Below are 17161 nucleotides of genomic sequence, written 5' to 3' on the forward strand. Positions count from 1 at the left end.
GCTCCTCCTATTCAATCATGGTGCCAATACCAGCATCAAAAAACAATTCTTCCAATAAGGCATGGGGTTCACTCCCAGAGATCAGGTGGACCCGGTCGACCCCAGCCTGGATAGCTGCAAGGGCAGCCTCAATCTTCGGCAACATGCCCCCGGTGAGAATGCCTTCCTCCTTAAGCTGGAGGAACTCGTCAATAGTCAGAGTCGAAATTAAGCTCTCGGGATCTTCAGGGTCGCGGTAGACGCCCTTGACATCCGTTAAGAGCACCAGCTTAACCGCTCCTAGGGCTTGGGCCAGCTGGCTAGCCACTGTGTCTGCATTGATGTTGTAGACCTGGCCGTCTTTGCCCACCCCTACAGAGGAAATAACCGGCACATAGCCTGCTTGGATAACTTCTGAGACAAGATCTGTATTAATCCCTTGCACCTGGCCCACATAGCCCGGGTCAAGAACTTTCCCCTCATCATTTCTTAGGGCAAGGGGACCGGCTTGGATCAGCTTGGCATCCTTGCCCGATAAACCGAGGGCACGTCCGCCCATCTGGTTAATCCGTTTGACTACGTCGCCATTCACCTGACCATCGAGGACCATTTCCACCACTTCCAAGGTCTCCTTATCCGTTATCCGGAGCCCCTGTTCAAAACGTGACTGGATCCCCATCCGCTCCAGAATCTTGCCTATGAAAGGCCCACCCCCGTGGACCACTACCGGCAGGATCCCTACCGCTTGCATGAGGACGATATCCTGGGCAAAGGCTAGCTTGGCCTCTTCATCGACCATGGCATGACCACCAAATTTAATGAGAACAATTTTTTGGTGGAACTGGTGGACATAAGGCAAGGCCTCAAGTAAGACCTGCACTCTTGCATCGCATTCTTTTGTCATGTCTTTCCTCCTTTAGGGCCAAACCGTCAGCTGGTCCAAGCCCAAGTTGGCAGGCCAATTAAATAAGAGGTTCATATTCTGAACCGCCTGGCCACTGGCGCCCTTCATCAAATTATCGATCACTGAGAAAATAATTAAGTGACCCGCGTCCGCATCAGCTGCTAGACCAATCTGGCAGCGGTTGGTCCCCCGCACTTGCTTGACTTGGGGCAGACTCCCTAAAGGCAAGACTTGGACAAAGTCAGATGCCTGGTAGGCGGCTTGGTAGTGCTGGTGGATGGCTGTCAAATCCTCACTGCCTGTCAATTTAGTATAAATAGTGGATTGGATGCCCCGAGCAATAGGCAGCAAGTGAGGCACAAATTGTACTTTAACTTCTTCTTTAGCAAAACGGCCCAGTTCAGCTTCCATTTCCGGAACGTGGCGGTGGGTCAAGGGCTTATAGGCCTTGAAGTTTTCCGTCATTTCCGCGTAGAGATTATCTAGGGATTCATTCCGTCCTGCCCCAGAAATGCCCGAGGCGGAAGAGATCATAATCGCTTGAAGGTCAACCAAACCCGCTTTCAGTGCAGGATAGAGCCCCAGCAAGACAGACGTCACAAAGCAGCCCGGATTAGCGACAAGTTGGGCTTTTTGAATGGCCTCAGGATAAATATCTGCTAAACCATAAACAGCCTGGTCTAACAAGTCGCCTCTTGGTGCTGGTTGCCCATAGTAGGCTTCATAAGTCGCCGGGTCTTTCAAACGAAAGTCAGCGCCCAGGTCGATAATCCGGATCTTTTCAAGGTCAAGATTTTCCACAATAGCCTTGGCATGACCATGGGGCAGGCAGATAAAGGCGAGGTCAGAAGCTTGGAGCTTGTCCAGGTCTAAGTTTTCAAAGGCTAAGTCCCCCAGGTCTACTAATTGGGGGAAGGCCTGGCCGATGACCTGGCTGGCATAGCTTCTGGACGTCACATGGGAGAGGGTAACTTGGGGGTGCTTGGCTAAGAGGCGTAAGAGCTCAAGACCGGTATAGCCATTGCCTCCGATTACCGAAACCTTAATCATGGAGAGCCCCTCCCTTCTCTAAGTGAGGCACGAAGAGGTGGCCGTTGGTAGCCGCCATGATGGCCTTAATCGAATGCATCCGGTTTTCGGCCTGTTGGAACTGGTAGGCGGCTGGACTCTTGAAGACTTCATCCGTAACCTCTAATTCGGATACGCCCTTGTCCTTAGCGAAGTCTGTCTGAGCATCGTGGAAGGCAGGTAAGCAGTGGAGGAAGATGCAGGTGGGGTCTGTCAGGTCCATCAAGTCTTGGTTGACCTGGTAGGCTTGAAGGTCAGCCAAGCGTTGGTCAGCCTCCGCTTCATCCCCCATCGAGATCCAAACATCGGTATAGATGACATGGGCCCCTTGGACAGCCTGCTTGATGTCAGCCGTCACGTCAATCTTAGCCCCTGATACTTTGGCCCGGTCTTGGACTTCAGCTAAGATAGCAGGATCCGGCTGGTAGCCTTCTGGCGCAGCCACAGTCACATCCACTCCGAGAATAGCGCCAGCCATCAAGAGACTATTGGCCATATTATTGGCCCCATCGCCGCAGTAGACTAACTTAATCCCTTGGAGGGTGCCGAAGACTTCCTTGATGGTCATATAATCCGCGATCATCTGGGTAGGATGGGAGACATCGCTCAAGCCATTCCAAACCGGTGCCGGTGAGGCCTCAGCCAAAGCTTCCACAATTTCCTGGCTAAAGCCCCGGTATTCAATCCCATCAAAAATCCGCCCGAGAACCTGTCCCGTATCGGCAACCGATTCCTTCTTACCGAGCTGGATATCCTTAGCCCCCAGGAATTCAACCGTCGCTCCCAAGTCAGCCCCCGCAACCGTAAAAGCAGCCCGGGTCCGCGTCGAGGTTTTCTCAAACAAGAGACAAATATTCTGCCCCTCCATGTACTTATGAGGAATTCCCGCTTGCTTCAGCCCCTTCAAATGAAGCGCAAAATCAATTAAATAAGTTAACTCTTCTTTTGTAAAATCTTTAATCTTTAAAAAATCTTTTCCTTGTAACATCTTGTGTCCTCCTTAAACTCAACACTTGCTTTCAAATAAAAAACACCACCCCTGTCCTTGAACAGTAGAGGCGGTGTGACCACGGTACCACTCTACTGGTAGCTTTAAGTAAAACTACCCAGAAGCCTAGCCCAGCCAGTCGCTCCTTATGAAAAAAGCCCCCTATCGTCCCAGACGATAAGAGGCGGAAAATTCCACGGTACCACTCTAATTCTTAGCTTGTCAGCTTCACTTAGTTAATGTTAACGCAATTTCTGCGGGTCCGGTTACTCATTTCACCAGCCATCTCAACAAGACGTTTCACAGTTAGCTTCTCACAACCCTTCCACCACCAGCTGCTCGCTTAAGAGAATAGCCCCTGCTACTTTTTGTTTCTTAGAATTTGATTAGTATTATTTAACCATTTTTTCATATTAAGGTCAAGCCTTTTTTATATTTCTTCAAAAAAAGATATAGCAGCGCCATCTCATTCCACTAGGCTTATAAAAATAAAAGTAGAATTATTAGCAAGTTTTATGAACAGATATTAAATTGTGAAGTCGCAACGCTGCTGACGCAGCCTTGAACTTCATCTCTGGCCAGCATACGATATCTGTAATCTCACGCTGTTCGAACAGCTATCGCATAAGTCGTTTCGCTCCAAGAGCTGAAGCTGCTCGAGCCGGTGCTATGCTTTAGCCGTTGGCGTTTTAGCGACTTACGGATAAAGTACAAGACGGCTTCAGCCGTGTTGATCCGCTGAACATTTAACGATCACTTTCAAGACGGAACGCATGCTCACCAGCACAATGTGTTTAATTAAAAAAGCCAGGCCCTAATGAGCCTGGCGCTATCCCGCTTGTCAGAAGACAAACAAGAATAGTGGATGAACAATTAACTTTTAAGTGACGGGAATCTCAGACCTTATTTTTTAAGGTTGTAGAAGGCTTTAAGACCTTGGTATTCAGCTAATTCACCTAATTCATCTTCGATACGGAGTAATTGGTTGTATTTAGCAATACGGTCAGTCCGTGATAATGAACCGGTCTTAATTTGGCCAGCGTTGAAGGCAACTGCGATGTCAGCGATTGAAGCATCTTCAGTTTCACCAGAACGGTGGGAAACTACGTTAGTGTAGCCTGCACGTTTAGCCATTTCCATAGCGTTGAAGGTTTCGGTTAAGGTACCGATTTGGTTAACCTTAATCAAGATAGAGTTAGAGATTTCTTCTTCAATCCCGCGGCTTAAACGTTCAGTGTTGGTTACGAAGAGGTCATCCCCTACTAATTGAACCTTGTCACCTAAACGTTCAGTTAAGAGTTTCCAACCTTCCCAGTCATCTTCATCCATCCCGTCTTCGATGGTGATGATTGGGTATTTGTTAACTAATTCTTCTAAGTATTCGACTTGTTCAGCAGCGCTACGAACAGCCGCACCTTCACCTTCGAAGGTTGTATAGTCATACTTGCCATCTTGGTAGAATTCAGAAGACGCACAGTCAAAACCGATGAAGACATCTTTACCTGGTTCTAAGTGAACAGCTTTGATAGCTTCGATAATGGTTTCTACAGCGTCTTCAGTCCCTTTGAAGTGAGGGGCGAAACCACCTTCGTCACCAACAGAAGTTTCTAAGCCGCGACCTTTAAGGATATCTTTAAGGGCATGGAAAACTTCAGTCCCCCAGCGTAAAGCTCCCTTGAATGAAGGAGCCCCAGCAGGAACGATCATGAATTCTTGGAAAGCGATTGGTGCGTCAGAGTGAGACCCACCGTTAACGATATTCATCATTGGAGTTGGTAGAACTTTAGCGTTGAATCCACCTAAGTAGTTGTATAGAGAAACGCCTAATTCATCAGCAGCCGCACGTGCAGCAGCTAAAGAAACAGCTAAGATAGCGTTAGCGCCTAATTTAGCTTTGTTTGGTGTACCGTCTAATTGGATCATAGTGTTGTCAATCCCAATTTGGTCTTGTACATCTAAACCAAGGATAGCTTCCGCAATTGTAGTGTTTACATTTTCAACTGCTTTGGTCACACCTTTACCGAGGTAACGGTCTTTGTCACCATCGCGAAGTTCAACAGCTTCGTATTCCCCAGTTGAAGCACCAGAAGGTACCATACCGCGGCCAAAGCCACCTAATTCAGTGTAAAGTTCAACTTCGATTGTTGGGTTACCACGTGAATCTAAGATTTCGCGTGCGTAAACATCAATAATTAATGACATGCTTTAATTGCTCCTTTTTTTAAATTAAATTCATTTTACCATAAGATGATGGGCTTGCAAATTTTTAATGACAGCTAGCCAATCGTCATCTGACAGGGTCCGGTCATTGGAACAGACGCCGTCAAAGATGCCGTCAGCTAGGAGATCCAAGTCTAGCCCATCTAAAGCCTTAATGCTGTAGATGAGTTCAAGGGACTGGGCAATGGCCTCACCCGCAATCTCAAAGACCGTATCGCGGATTAATTGGGCCACCCTTTCCAGGGCTTGAGCCGAGAGCTCGTCCCCTTCTGCCCCTTCGAAGAGAATTAAGACTTGACCTTGTTCTTCTGCCGTCAAATTTGAATAAATCTGCCAAATCTGCTGGGCCAGCCAGACGCTCTGCATGTTCCATTCCCGACTAATCTGGGGAAGGCTTAGGCAGAGCACGGGACGAATACCGACGTCTAAGCAATTCGTAATCTTCCTAGACAAGTCGGAATCATCCTCCATGAAGGCTTGGCGACGACTAGCACTCCCAACTAAGCAATGCGTAATACCCGCCTGGTGAAGTTGGTAGGCCGTCGATTCACCTAATTCGGCATAGTCACTTTGAACCGAGCAGTTTTGGCTGCCCAGCGCGCATGCCTGAAACGCACTGGGGCAAAATTGGCTGATAAATATAGCAGGAAGGAAGTGGATATGCTGGACGCCTTCCGACTGGCCAAGGATCCGGTCGACTCCAGCGATAGCTTGGTCAAGCTGACGCGCGGAAGTCGCGGCTTGGCAGATCCTTCCTAGTATAAGCTCAGGCAAGGTTTACTTGTTATCTAAAGCGGCAACAGCTGGAAGTTCAGCGCCTTCCAAGAATTTCATGGATGCGCCCCCACCAGTTGAGATGTGGGAGAACTTATCGCCGAAGCCAGATTTTTGGGCTGCTGCTGCAGAGTCCCCGCCACCTACGATAGTTGTTGCATCGTCAAGATGGGCAATGGCTTCGCAGACCGCATTGGTCCCTTTAGCGAAGGCAGGCATTTCAAATACACCCATTGGTCCATTCCATACCACTGTTTTCGCATCTTTAAGCACTTCTTTGAAGGCTTCAATAGTCTTAGGCCCGCAGTCTAAACCTTCCCAACCTGCAGGAATTTCATCCGCAGCGACTTCCTTAGTATTGGCATCATTAGAGAAGTCATCTGCAATGGTTACGTCAACTGGTAATACCAAACGGTCGCCAGCGCGTTCCATTAAGTCTTTAGCTAGGTCAACCTTGTCTTCTTCTAAGAGGGAATTCCCAACTTCATAGCCTTGTGCCTTGAGGAAGGTGTAGGCCATACCGCCACCGATCAATACCTTGTCAGCTTTGTCAAGCAAGGTTTCGATGACTTGGATCTTATCAGAAACCTTAGCCCCGCCGAGGATAGCCACGAATGGGCGTTTAGGATTTTCAACAGCATCGCCTAAGAATTTTAATTCTTTTTCCATTAAGAAACCAGCAACGGCTGTGTCAATGTTTGAAGAAATCCCTACGTTGGAAGCGTGAGCCCGGTGAGCGGTACCGAAAGCATCGTTAACGAAAACATCGCCTAAGGATGCCCAGTACTTGCCTAATTCAGGATCATTGCCACTTTCCTTCTTACCATCAATGTCTTCGAAACGGGTGTTTTCAAAGAGCAGAACTTCGCCTTCAGCCAAGTTGTTGATAGCATCTTCTAATTCTTTACCACGTGTTTCAGGAACGAAGGTTACTTTTTGACCGAGTAATTCTTCCAAGTGTTCAGCTACTGGACGTAGGGTCTTAGAAGCCTTGTCTTCTTCGGTCTTAACCTTGCCTAAGTGGGAGAAGAGGATTAATTTTCCTTGGTGCTCTAACACATATTTAATGGTAGGAAGAGCTTGGACCATCCGGTTATCATCGGTAATGGTTGATCCATCCATTGGCACGTTAAAGTCCACGCGCATTAATACTTTTTTCCCTTTTACATCGATATCTTCAATTGTTTTTTTAGCCATGCTAAACCCCTTTTCTATCCTTATCTACTTACTTTTAAAAAAACGGGAAGCGCGAAGCTCCCCGCTAGTTTAAAGATTTCTCTTATAGGTTAGCAAAGTGTTCTAAAGTAGAGATCATGTTGCTGGTGAAACCATATTCGTTATCATACCAAGCAACAGTCTTCACTAATTGGCCACCATCTGCATCCATGATCTTAGTTTGGGTTGCATCGAATACAGAACCGTATGGGTAACCAATGATGTCTGATGAAACAATTTCATCTTCAGTGTAATCGAAGGCAGTGCTTGAAGCAGCTTTCATAGCAGCGTTAACTTCTTCAGCAGTTACTTCTTTTTCAAGAACTGAGTAAAGTTCAACTTCTGAACCAGTGATTACAGGAACACGTTGAGCAGTCCCGTCGATCTTACCATCTAATTCAGGGATTACTTTACCTACAGCTTTAGCAGCACCAGTTGAAGCTGGGATGATGTTGTCAGCGCCAGCACGGTTCTTACGGCCACCTGGAGCATCTTGAGTTTTTTGAGTTGCAGTGTAAGCGTGGATTGTTGACATTAATGCACGTTTCACACCGAATTCTTTGTTCAATACATTAACCATTGGAGCTAAGCAGTTAGTTGTACATGAAGCTGCTGATACAATGTTGTCGTCTGCAGTTAAGATATCGTGGTTAACACCGTAAACGATAGTCTTAAGGTCGCCTTTAGCAGGAGCTGAAATTAAAACTTTCTTAGCACCAGCATCGATGTGAGCTTGTGCTTTATCAACTGATGTGTAGAAACCAGTACATTCAAGTACGAAGTCAATTCCTAAGTCACCCCAAGGTAATTTAGAAGCGTCTGCTTCTTCATAGGATTTGATTTCTTTACCATCAACAATTAAGGCATCTTCTTTAGCTTCAACACTGTAAGGGAAACGCCCTTGAGCAGTATCATATTTTAGAAGGTAAGCTAAGTCTTCGTTGTCAGTTAAGTCGTTGATTGCAACTACTTCTAAATCTGAACCTTTTTCTAAAATACGACGTAAAGCTAAACGACCAATACGGCCAAAACCGTTAATTGCTAATTTCTTTGCCATAATGTAAATTCCTCCTTGTAAGAACTACAACAGTTATACAACAATTTTATATCAATAGAGCTTGGCTCCATTTAATACCATATGACTTGCCCCTTCATCCGTAATTAAAACTAATTGCTGGGGGGCGATTTTGGCGAAGGCAGTAATCACATCTGCTTTGACTTCGCCACCGGCCACGAGAATGGGCCACTTAACTTGGTGGATATCTTCAATTTGAATCCCGATCCGTGGAACCCGGTATACAATCTTACCTTCCTTATCAAAGAAGCATCCAAAAGCTTCACCGATGGCTGCCTTGGACTTGATAAAGTCACAAGCCTTGGCATCCAAGTCGCGTCGCTTAGCCATGATATCCGCATTCCCTACACTAAAGATTAAGACATTAGCTTCCTTTAGCCGTTGCAAGGTTTTGTTAATCTGTGGCTCTTTGAGCAACATTTGATAAGTTGCTGTGTTCAAACTTTCAGGGGCGTAGAGTGAAATGCTCTGGCCACCCAAGAGTTGAGCGAGTCTTTCGCTGATGGTGTTGGGCTGGTTAGCCGCTTCATCTCCCATACCTCCACGCGCCGAGACGACGGTAAAGGACCGGCCATCTGTTAAAAGACGGTTGGAGAGATGAGGCACCACAGCTTGGACGGTCGATCCACCTGTCACAGCAATCACTTGCTGGCCCTTGTCCAGATGGTCAGCCAAGTAAGTTGACAAGGCTTGGGCCATCTTAGCTTCCGTCCCATCATCCAAGCCTAGAACCCCATTAACAATCAGGGCCGACTGGATACCTAGAAGGTCAGCTAATTCTCTTTCCAGGACTTGGATATCGGTTTCGAGTCTGAATAAACGGTGGGCAAGCGTAATTGCTTCCTCCCCTTTAGTAGTCAGGACCATGCCCGAGGCCAATTTCTCTAAAAGCCCCTGCCTGTCCAAGACGTCTGTCTCAGCTCGCACCCGTCTCTCCGTGAGATCCAAGCGCAAGGCCATGGTCTTACGACCCATGGGCCCCTCAGCTAAGAGCAAACTCAGCATCCGAATCCGCAAGCGGTAAGTTGTGTGTAGCTCTGGAACCACATCTTCAATTAGACTTAAAGATAGATCCATAAGCTCCCTCATTTCTTTGGACAGTTATTGTCCAGGTAGACAATTTCTGACCAAGTGTCTGTAAAAAAATTTGCGATCAATTTCTTTACACCGTTAGTATAGCAAGCTTCCGTCCAAAGTGCAAGTTATCAGCTTAAAAACTTTGGCAAAAATTTGTAAAAAGTATGTAAATCCACCCCAAATATGGGGCAAAAAAATAAAATAGCTTGGACATAATTAGTCCAAGCTATCGAATTTATATTTTGCTTTGGATGACTTGGGCCTTTTCCTGGGCAAGCAAGCAAAGCTCTTGGGCCTTAAAGATGTGCTCTTGAGTCATGGCTTCTTCAGTTCCGTTTAGGCAGTCTAGAATCATTTGGCCAAAGAAGGGGAAACCAATCTCGCCGGTCACTTGGCGGTGTTCAACGCCCTCTTCTGTCACTAGGTACACATGGTCCAGGCTGTCTTCGCGTCCGACGTCTAAGTACTTGCGCAGTTCAATGGTGCCCTTGGTCCCGGTGATAAAGGTCCGGCCGTCACCCCAAGTCGGTAAGCTGTCTGGTGTGAACCAGTCCACCTTGAAGAAGAAGGTCGCGCCGTTATCCCCGACTAGGGTCGCGTCGCCATAGTCTTCTAATTCAGGCACATCTGGATTGTCGTAGTTAGCCACTTTAGAAGCGATCACTTCCGCATCCTCATTACCCGTATAATAGAGGAATTGCTCAATTTGGTGGGAGCCAATATCGGCTAAGATACCGCCATATTCTTCTTTATTGAAGAACCAGTCCGGACGTTTTTCCTTGTCCAAGCGGTGGGGGCCAAAGCCCGTTACTTGGATGACCTTGCCGATCCGTCCTTCTTCAATCAATTGACCCGCTAGGACAGCGGCTTCGACGTGCAAGCGTTCAGAGAAGTAGACGAAGTAGCGGCGCCCTGTTTCCTTCTGTACGCGGCGAGTTTCTGCCAATTGGTCTAGGCTCGTAAAGCCTGTCTTATCGGTGAAGTAATCCTTACCAGCCTTCATGACACGGTTACCCAAGGCACTTCTCAGATTAGGCACAGCTGCTGCAGCTACCATCTTGATCTCTGGATCTTCGAGAATTTGTTCTAAAGAATCAGCCACTTCCACATCTGGGAAGGTCTCCCGGTATTCAGCGACCTTCTCAGGGTCCGGATCGTAAACGTATTTAATCGTAGCCCCGGCTTCAATTAAGCCATTAGTCATCCCATTGATATGACCGTGGTCGAGAGCCGTCACTCCAACCTGGAATTCGCCAGCTTCTACTACATGGTTAACCTTTCCTTTTGGTGCATAATTCATCCCATCATTTGCGCCCAAAGTTATTCCTCCTTCATCATTCTTTCATTGCGTCTCTTAGATTTTAGAACAAGTCTTTGAAGCCTAAGTCATAAAGAGCATCCCGTGAATCGGCTAAGCAGTCGAAAGGATCGCGACCATAAAGCATATCTTGTTCAACTAAGAGGTAAGAAATGTTTAATTCTACCGCCTTGTCGATAATCGCCTTGTAGTCCATGGAGCCTTGGCCAATTTCCGCAAATTCAACAATATTCGTGAAGTAACCATAGAAGGTTTCTACATCTTCAGCTTCGAGGGCTTCAAAAGCTTCGTCCGGAATCTCACCAATCCGGTAGTCTTTAATATGGACAAGGTCGGTCCGGTCCGCATATTGTTCCAAAATTGAAATTGGGCTGGCTCCACCCCGTTGCACCCAGTGCAAGTCGAATTCGAAGTCGAGATCTGGGCACTCTTCGGCAATGATATCCAAGAGGAACTTGCCTTCATAGCGGCGGAATTCCACATGGTGGTTGTGGTAGAAGAGACGGATGCCTTCTTCTTTTAACTGCTTAGCATACTTATTCGCTTCCCGGCAGAATTCCAAGGCAGTTTCCTTGTTCTTCATATTCTTAAAGGGCAGCATACCGATCCGGAGCAAGTCCACATCTAAGGTCTTGCAGTCCTTAACAATTTTGTCGAATTTAGTATCCAAGGCATCGTTTCCGCCTGGTACCCCTTCATCGATCACGTTACAAGATAAGGAAGCAATTTCCATCCCGAAGTCTTCCTTAGCTCGTTTGATTTCTTGGACATTCTCTTCTGTCATCGGGATTTGAGAAATTTCAACCGCTGAATAGCCGAGTTCTGAAACTTTTTTCAGGGTTTCATAGGCTCCTAATTCCTCAAACTTGTCCTTTAACATCATTGCTTGAACGCCAATTTTACTCATTTAAATATCCCCCTTATAGATGGTTTGCTTGGTCTTCGATGATGCTTTCATGGCATCGATCATTTCCATAGTGGTTAAGGCATCGGACAGTTGGCAATAGTTGTCTGTGCCGTCAATAATGGCCTGGTAGAAGTTTTCGATGCAGCGCTGGTGGCTAGGTCCATAGTAGATCTTAGTCCCTGGTAAGCTTTCGTTTTCAGCCAAGCAGTTCATTTGGTCATCGTAGAGCTTGTCGTCTTTAATGGTATAGCGGGTCTTTTGGGTCACAACCTGTAATTCAATGGAATCGTTACCGTAATAGGCATTGGTCGCCGCAAAGAAGCCGTGGCTACCATCGCTTAGTTTATAATTGGCCATTGCCGAATCTTCCACTTCGATATCGTATTCCATTAGATTACCCAGCATGCCTCGGCAAGCTAGCCAGTCCGTATCGGTCACATAATGCATGAGGTCCAGGGTATGGATGGACTGGTTGATAATGGTCCCAGCCCCTGCTTCAGCTTCCCGTCCCCGCCAAGGCTTCATGGTGTAATAGTCTTCCGGCCGGTACCAGGCAACAAGCCCCTTAACCGCAATCACTGGCGAGGTATCTTCCTCTGTCAGAATGCGCTTAAGCTCTTGAACCGTAGCATTCAAGCGATTCTGAAAGCAAATCGCCAGCTTGCTGTCATTGGCCAGGTCTTCCTGGGCAGCTAGAAGTTGGCGGGTCCGCTCGGCGTCAATGGTTACCGGCTTCTCAAGGAAGACATGAACCCCTGCCTTTAAACATTTGAGCGCTGCCTCATCGTGGAGATGGTGGGGCAAGCAGATGTGGACCACATCCAAATCTTCCTGGTCAAGCATCTTATCTAGGTCGGTATAGAAACGGGCCCCTTCCGCTTGAGTTTTCAGGCTTTCATCGAGGTCACAGACAGCTGTTAACTCAGCTGCCTGGGCATTCTCGATCGCTCTCAAGTGGACCACGGACACTGTTCCTAATCCGACAACTCCAACCTTAAGCATGTCTAGCTTCCTTTCTTATTGGCGTTGTTCGAATTTGCCTTCTTTAGCGATATGTTCGTTCAACATGCCAAGGAATTTTTCATCATCGAAGTTCTTAATGGACACTTCTTCGCCTGTCCAGCCTGACATTTGGATGGCATTCGCCAGACGCACGCCATTAATCCCTTCAGCCCCTGGTGCAATTAAATCCTTACCGTGTAAGATATGTTGGGCGAAGTTTTCCATAACGCCTGAGTGTTGGGCACCCCAGACATTGTCTTCTTCAATGGTATCAACGGCTTCGAAGAGGTCGCCGAAGACATCTTCCCCAGCCATCATGCTCTTCACCTTAGCGGCATCGAATTCCTTGTTAATTTCTTGTTCAGTTTCCTTCAAGCGGTAAACCGTTGCTTTTTGAGAATCATCCACAACGATCTTACCCTTGTCGAAGTAGAGTTCTAAGCGGTCTGAACCCGCAATTTCATTGGTAGAAGTCACAAAGACCCCTGTTGCCCCATTGGCATAGCGGAGCATGGCATGGACTTGGTCTTCTACGACAATTTCACGTTGGTAACCTTCTTGAACCATGGCGTAAACCGATTCAGGAACACCTGCAATCCATTGAATCAAGTCTAATTGGTGAGGGGCTTGGTTCACTAAGACGCCGCCGCCTTCACCACCCCAAGTTGCCCGCCAGTCGCTTTGGTTATAGTAAGCTTGTGGCCGCCACCAAGTTGTAATGATCCAGTTTGACCGGCGGAGATCGCCCAAGTCACCAGAATCTACAATGGCTTTAATCTTTTGGTAGAGTGGGTTGTTGCGTTGGTTGAACATGATCGCATAAGTGGCATCTGCCTTCTCAGCGTATTCATTTAATTCCTTCACTTGCTTGGTGTAAACCCCAGCAGGTTTCTCGTTCAATACGTGAACGCCCTTGCTCAAGGCATAAATAGCCATTTCAGGGTGGAGGTAGTGAGGCACTGTGGTCACAATTGCTTCCACCTTGCCAGAATCGATTAACTCTTTATAGTCAGAATAAGTTTCTACTTGTGGGTAGAGTTCCTTAGCTAACTTGGTACGTTCCTCATCAATATCACAAACAGCGACTAAATCAATGCTAGGCACCATGCCCTCATCAATAAAGCGTCCGTATGCTGAACCCTGTGTCCCGAAACCAATAATAGCGAATTTTAATTTGTCTGCCATAATAACATCTCCTTCATTTATCTTCTATAATATATTCTTTGACTTAGCGGTTAGCCTTGCGGAATTGGCTGGGTGTCACGCCCACACTCTGCTTAAAATAACGCGAAAAATGGGCATTGCTCTCAAAACCATTCGCCAAGGCAATCTCCTGGATGGATAAATCATCGCTCATCATCAAATGATAGCGAGCCTGTAAGAGGCGGTACTTCATGAGGAAATTGATCACCGTCATCCCGGTCACCTCACGGAACAAGTGAGAGACATAGGACTTACTCAGGTTGACACCGCTTGCAATTTTATCCAAGTCTAACTTCTCTTGGTAGTGCTGGGTCAAATAGTAGGCAATCTCTTGGACCCTTAGCAAGGGCTCTTCCTGGCGGGCGCTCACTTCCACAATCGACTGGTGGTCCATCCGGTCCAAGGTCATCAAGAGGTCTACAATCTGTAGCTTGACCTGCTGCTCATGGAAAGTATAGGAGGAATCCAGCTGGGTGAGTTCTGCCAGAGCTCGCATCTTCTCAGCCACGATTTCCTTGTCCGAAGATTTTGTCATCCGGTAGAGACTCCCCTGACCCTCCTTGAAGAGCTCCAGGAGCTGACTAGCGTCCAGGCTGGCCAAGAGGGGCTGGATCGACTCCCTGGTGAAATGCACCACATGGCGTCGGTAAACCTCCCCTTCATCTTTGACAAAAGCCTTGTGGAGGCGCATGCCATCAATCAGTAAAATATCCCCTGGCTCCAGCTCATAAAACTGGCTGCCAATCTGAAAATAGCAGCAACCAGCAATAAACTGGTAGATCTCCAATTGGCGGTGGGTATGGAATTCTAACCACTCATCGCCGCCTTGCAGGTCATAACCCGCATAAATTTCTTCATCCATTCTGCCACCTGCCTCGTACATCCTTATTATACCCGAGAAAGCGCTTTTAATCATTAGATAAATCTGTTTAAAAGCGCTTATTTTTTGACTGAGAGTGCTATTTGTGATATTTTGAACATGAATATTTGTAAAAAAAGACTGGAAAAACTCCAGTCTATAACTCGTCTCACTTGTTAACTTGTGCAAGAAAATCTTAGCTCGCACAGCTTGACTCAAGCGACTATTTTTGTAATTCTGAATTGGAGGTCATAATATGGTCGATGATCCCATATTCCTTGGCTTCTTCAGCCGACATCCAATTATCACGGTCGGTATCCTTTTCAACCACTTCAATGTCTTGACCAGTTGCTTCGGAAATGATCCGGTTCAAGTTCTTCTTGGTCTTCAAGATATGACGGGCAGTGATTTCAATCTCAGTCGCTTGGCCTTGGACCCCGCCTAAAGGTTGGTGGATTAGAATTTCAGAGTTAGGTAAGGCATAACGCTTGCCCTTTTCTCCAGCCATGGCAATCACTGAACCCATCGAAGCTGCAAGACCTGTCACAATGGTTACCACATCTGCATTCACAAAGTTCATGGTATCATAGATGGCAAGGCCAGCTGTGACAGAACCACCTGGTGAGTTGACATAGATGTAGATATCCTTTTCAGGATCTTGGGCATCCAGGAAGAGCAATTGGGCGATAATTGAGTTCGCCATATTGTCATCTACTCCCCCAGACATCATAATAATACGGTCCTTTAATAAGCGAGAATAAATATCATAAGCACGTTCACCACGCGAAGATTGTTCGATTACTGTAGGAATTAAATTCATAAATTAAAACTACCTCCCTATACATTGTTTAATTCTATCATACACGGTTGGTCAACAATGGTCAAGCAAAAAGTCCTAAAAAAGATTTGCATTTTCCAAGGAAAAATTGTATAATAATCTTGTTGTTAATTTTTGCGCCCATAGTGTAATGGATATCACGTAAGATTCCGGTTCTTGAGATGGGGGTTCGATTCCCTCTGGGCGTATTTTGTGAAATCTAGTGAGGTCTAGTAAAGGCCAGTGTTGATTTATCAGCATTTGTCGCACTTACTAAAGGCTAGTGAAGTCTAATAAATGCTAGTTTTTACTCGAAATTCTATAACATTTCTATAACTTTTTGAACCGTCAGCCAGCATCGTTATAAGGTTTTGAACAAAATTATCTATAACTTTTCAACTTTTCACAAAGTTGGGAAGTTATTTTTTAATATAAAGCACAAAAAAAGAGGAGACCAATACGGCCTCCTCTTTTAATCTTATATACTATTTTTCAGTAATGACGTAAACAATCCCATTCAGAAGAACTTCATTGTCAGCCAGTTCGACCTTACCATCCTGCCCTGGTTGGTGATCAGCCACTTGGATTTCTTTTTGATCACGGGCCTCCACAAGCTTATTAACCTCATTCTGAACCGCAACTGGATCATACCCAGCTAATTGTAATTTAGAAATTCGATCTGCACCATTACCCCATTTAGCATCCAGTACTTCCTTAGCAATCTCAGCAGGTGATTTAAGAGGGACTGGTTTAGCTTCCTGGCGGTATACATACCAGTAGCCTAGGTAGTCATAAGTCCCCATAACATTTGTTTCTGGTTCCTCATATACCCCGCCATTCCAGCCGTCTTTATAAGAACAGTGGATAACCGTTGTGGGACTGGTAAACATCCATACATGGCCTCCTGCGTTTGCGCTGTGACCAATCTGCCCCATGATACAGATATCCCCTTTCTGAGCTGGCCAAGTTGCATTAGTTGCAATCCGCTTGAAGCCGTTCGCTACTAGCCAACCATGCATACTTTCTGTAGAAGCAACCTGCCCTAGGTTACTAGCTCCAGCAGACCGCAGAGCAGCATAGATGGCACCAGAGCAATCAGCAGAGCCGTCTGCGCCAGTGCGGCTACCATACATGCTGTAAGTGGTTCCTTTTGCTTTCAAATCTCTCATGAAAGAAATTGCTTTATCAATATCAATTTTCATAACTGTTTGCTTCCCTTCGTGTAAATAATCTTGATCTAATTTATCTAAGCTATTATTGTTTGCAACGTTAATCGCTTGTCGCCGAGCAGTCATTCCTTGTAGGTATAACTCATAGCGCTGCTGACTGGTGGCCACGTTCATCGTCGCATAATCGTATTGAGCACCACCCACAACGAAAATCCCCTTCACCGCATACTTGAAGTCATTTTCCTGGTACACATTGTAGTAGCCATCAGGGCGAAGCAGATACGTCCAGTCCTCGATGAAATCCGATAGGCTGGCATACTTCATGTAGTGGCCACCCTCTGCAGCAGGCCGGGGACTGCCTTTAGACACAACAACACCAGATGGACGTTGAGCCGTTCCAGTCCATGTCATGCCACCAAGGTTACTATTTAATCGGGCCACCTCAGAGTTACCCCAAAGGCCTTCATAATGTAATTGTGTAATGAGAAAGCTGGGGAGGATTTGATATTCCCTAGCTTTTTTCAAGATAGCATTGAGCGTTTCTTCTTTCAGAACAGCTCCATTATATTTGAGCTCCATTAAATCA

General features: G+C 46.4%; 15 protein-coding genes, 1 tRNA gene and 1 other annotated feature. Of the genes, 1 reads left to right on the forward strand and 15 read right to left on the reverse strand.

The window, feature by feature from the left end; all coding sequences use genetic code 11:
* Positions 1-7: 7 nt before the first annotated feature.
* The 14 genes from argB to clpP all read right to left on the reverse strand — a co-directional run bounded on the left by argB (position 8) and on the right by clpP (position 15409).
* Positions 8-883, reverse strand: a complete 876-nt coding sequence (gene argB / locus AWM72_RS08975) for an acetylglutamate kinase (protein WP_067976396.1) — start codon at positions 881-883, stop codon at positions 8-10.
* A 12-nt stretch (positions 884-895) separates the two neighbouring features.
* Positions 896-1933: an N-acetyl-gamma-glutamyl-phosphate reductase gene (argC, locus tag AWM72_RS08980; RefSeq protein ID WP_067976398.1), complete on the reverse strand. Its 1038-nt coding sequence runs from the start codon at positions 1931-1933 to the stop codon at positions 896-898.
* On the reverse strand, positions 1926-2939 hold the full coding sequence (argF, locus tag AWM72_RS08985) for an ornithine carbamoyltransferase (RefSeq protein ID WP_067976400.1): 1014 nt from the start codon (positions 2937-2939) through the stop codon (positions 1926-1928). The genes argC and argF overlap by 8 nt, the downstream gene beginning before the upstream one ends.
* Positions 2940-3116: 177 nt before the next feature.
* Positions 3117-3325, reverse strand: a binding site (T-box leader).
* A gap of 517 nt (positions 3326-3842) precedes the next feature.
* Positions 3843-5141: a phosphopyruvate hydratase gene (gene eno / locus AWM72_RS08990; RefSeq protein ID WP_067976404.1), complete on the reverse strand. Its 1299-nt coding sequence runs from the start codon at positions 5139-5141 to the stop codon at positions 3843-3845.
* Positions 5142-5171: 30 nt separating this feature from the next.
* Positions 5172-5933 carry a triose-phosphate isomerase gene (locus AWM72_RS09255; protein ID WP_083272361.1) on the reverse strand — a complete coding sequence of 254 codons (762 nt, stop codon included), beginning with the start codon at positions 5931-5933 and terminating at the stop codon, positions 5172-5174.
* Positions 5934-5936: 3 nt separating this feature from the next.
* The gene (locus AWM72_RS09000) at positions 5937-7130 is read right to left on the reverse strand and encodes a phosphoglycerate kinase (RefSeq protein ID WP_067976406.1); all 1194 of its coding nucleotides are present in this window, start codon (positions 7128-7130) and stop codon (positions 5937-5939) included.
* A gap of 82 nt (positions 7131-7212) precedes the next feature.
* Positions 7213-8205, reverse strand: coding sequence for a type I glyceraldehyde-3-phosphate dehydrogenase (gap, locus tag AWM72_RS09005; protein ID WP_067976407.1), 993 nt, complete (start codon positions 8203-8205; stop codon positions 7213-7215).
* Between the two features lie 51 nt (positions 8206-8256).
* Entirely contained in the window at positions 8257-9300 is a 1044-nt protein-coding gene (locus AWM72_RS09010; protein WP_067976409.1) for a sugar-binding transcriptional regulator, read from the reverse strand.
* A gap of 235 nt (positions 9301-9535) precedes the next feature.
* On the reverse strand, positions 9536-10618 hold the full coding sequence (locus AWM72_RS09015) for a Gfo/Idh/MocA family protein (RefSeq protein ID WP_198434454.1): 1083 nt from the start codon (positions 10616-10618) through the stop codon (positions 9536-9538).
* Positions 10619-10661: 43 nt separating this feature from the next.
* Entirely contained in the window at positions 10662-11525 is an 864-nt protein-coding gene (locus AWM72_RS09020) for a sugar phosphate isomerase/epimerase family protein (RefSeq protein WP_070485929.1), read from the reverse strand.
* Positions 11526-12527 carry a Gfo/Idh/MocA family protein gene (locus AWM72_RS09025; protein ID WP_067976410.1) on the reverse strand — a complete coding sequence of 334 codons (1002 nt, stop codon included), beginning with the start codon at positions 12525-12527 and terminating at the stop codon, positions 11526-11528.
* A 15-nt stretch (positions 12528-12542) separates the two neighbouring features.
* Positions 12543-13712, reverse strand: a complete 1170-nt coding sequence (locus AWM72_RS09030) for a Gfo/Idh/MocA family protein (RefSeq protein ID WP_067976411.1) — start codon at positions 13710-13712, stop codon at positions 12543-12545.
* 43 nt (positions 13713-13755) lie between these two features.
* A complete protein-coding gene (locus AWM72_RS09035; protein ID WP_067976412.1) occupies positions 13756-14592 on the reverse strand; it encodes a helix-turn-helix transcriptional regulator in 837 nt (278 codons plus the stop codon).
* A gap of 220 nt (positions 14593-14812) precedes the next feature.
* Positions 14813-15409 carry an ATP-dependent Clp endopeptidase proteolytic subunit ClpP gene (gene clpP / locus AWM72_RS09040; protein ID WP_067976413.1) on the reverse strand — a complete coding sequence of 199 codons (597 nt, stop codon included), beginning with the start codon at positions 15407-15409 and terminating at the stop codon, positions 14813-14815.
* A gap of 134 nt (positions 15410-15543) precedes the next feature.
* Between clpP and AWM72_RS09045 the strand changes: the two genes are divergently transcribed.
* A tRNA-Arg gene (locus AWM72_RS09045) sits at positions 15544-15615 on the forward strand.
* A gap of 276 nt (positions 15616-15891) precedes the next feature.
* Here AWM72_RS09045 and AWM72_RS09050 read toward each other — a convergent pair.
* The gene (locus AWM72_RS09050) at positions 15892-17154 is read right to left on the reverse strand and encodes a peptidoglycan amidohydrolase family protein (protein WP_067976416.1); all 1263 of its coding nucleotides are present in this window, start codon (positions 17152-17154) and stop codon (positions 15892-15894) included.
* Positions 17155-17161 lie beyond the last annotated feature (7 nt).

Origin of the sequence: Aerococcus sanguinicola (genome assembly GCF_001543145.1) — a bacterium.
Lineage (GTDB): Bacteria > Bacillota > Bacilli > Lactobacillales > Aerococcaceae > Aerococcus > Aerococcus sanguinicola.

Excerpts from the sequence above, each read along its gene's own strand:
- argB (WP_067976396.1), bottom strand. The coding sequence starts at position 883 with ATGACAAAAGAATGCGATGCAAGAGTGCAGGTCTTACTTGAGGCCTTG.
- argC (WP_067976398.1), bottom strand. The coding sequence starts at position 1,933 with ATGATTAAGGTTTCGGTAATCGGAGGCAATGGCTATACCGGTCTTGAG.
- argF (WP_067976400.1), bottom strand. The coding sequence starts at position 2,939 with ATGTTACAAGGAAAAGATTTTTTAAAGATTAAAGATTTTACAAAAGAA.
- eno (WP_067976404.1), bottom strand. The coding sequence starts at position 5,141 with ATGTCATTAATTATTGATGTTTACGCACGCGAAATCTTAGATTCACGT.
- AWM72_RS09000 (WP_067976406.1), bottom strand. The coding sequence starts at position 7,130 with ATGGCTAAAAAAACAATTGAAGATATCGATGTAAAAGGGAAAAAAGTA.
- gap (WP_067976407.1), bottom strand. The coding sequence starts at position 8,205 with ATGGCAAAGAAATTAGCAATTAACGGTTTTGGCCGTATTGGTCGTTTA.
- AWM72_RS09010 (WP_067976409.1), bottom strand. The coding sequence starts at position 9,300 with ATGGATCTATCTTTAAGTCTAATTGAAGATGTGGTTCCAGAGCTACAC.
- AWM72_RS09020 (WP_070485929.1), bottom strand. The coding sequence starts at position 11,525 with ATGAGTAAAATTGGCGTTCAAGCAATGATGTTAAAGGACAAGTTTGAG.
- AWM72_RS09025 (WP_067976410.1), bottom strand. The coding sequence starts at position 12,527 with ATGCTTAAGGTTGGAGTTGTCGGATTAGGAACAGTGTCCGTGGTCCAC.
- AWM72_RS09030 (WP_067976411.1), bottom strand. The coding sequence starts at position 13,712 with ATGGCAGACAAATTAAAATTCGCTATTATTGGTTTCGGGACACAGGGT.
- AWM72_RS09035 (WP_067976412.1), bottom strand. The coding sequence starts at position 14,592 with ATGGATGAAGAAATTTATGCGGGTTATGACCTGCAAGGCGGCGATGAG.
- clpP (WP_067976413.1), bottom strand. The coding sequence starts at position 15,409 with ATGAATTTAATTCCTACAGTAATCGAACAATCTTCGCGTGGTGAACGT.
- AWM72_RS09050 (WP_067976416.1), bottom strand. The coding sequence starts at position 17,154 with ATGGAGCTCAAATATAATGGAGCTGTTCTGAAAGAAGAAACGCTCAAT.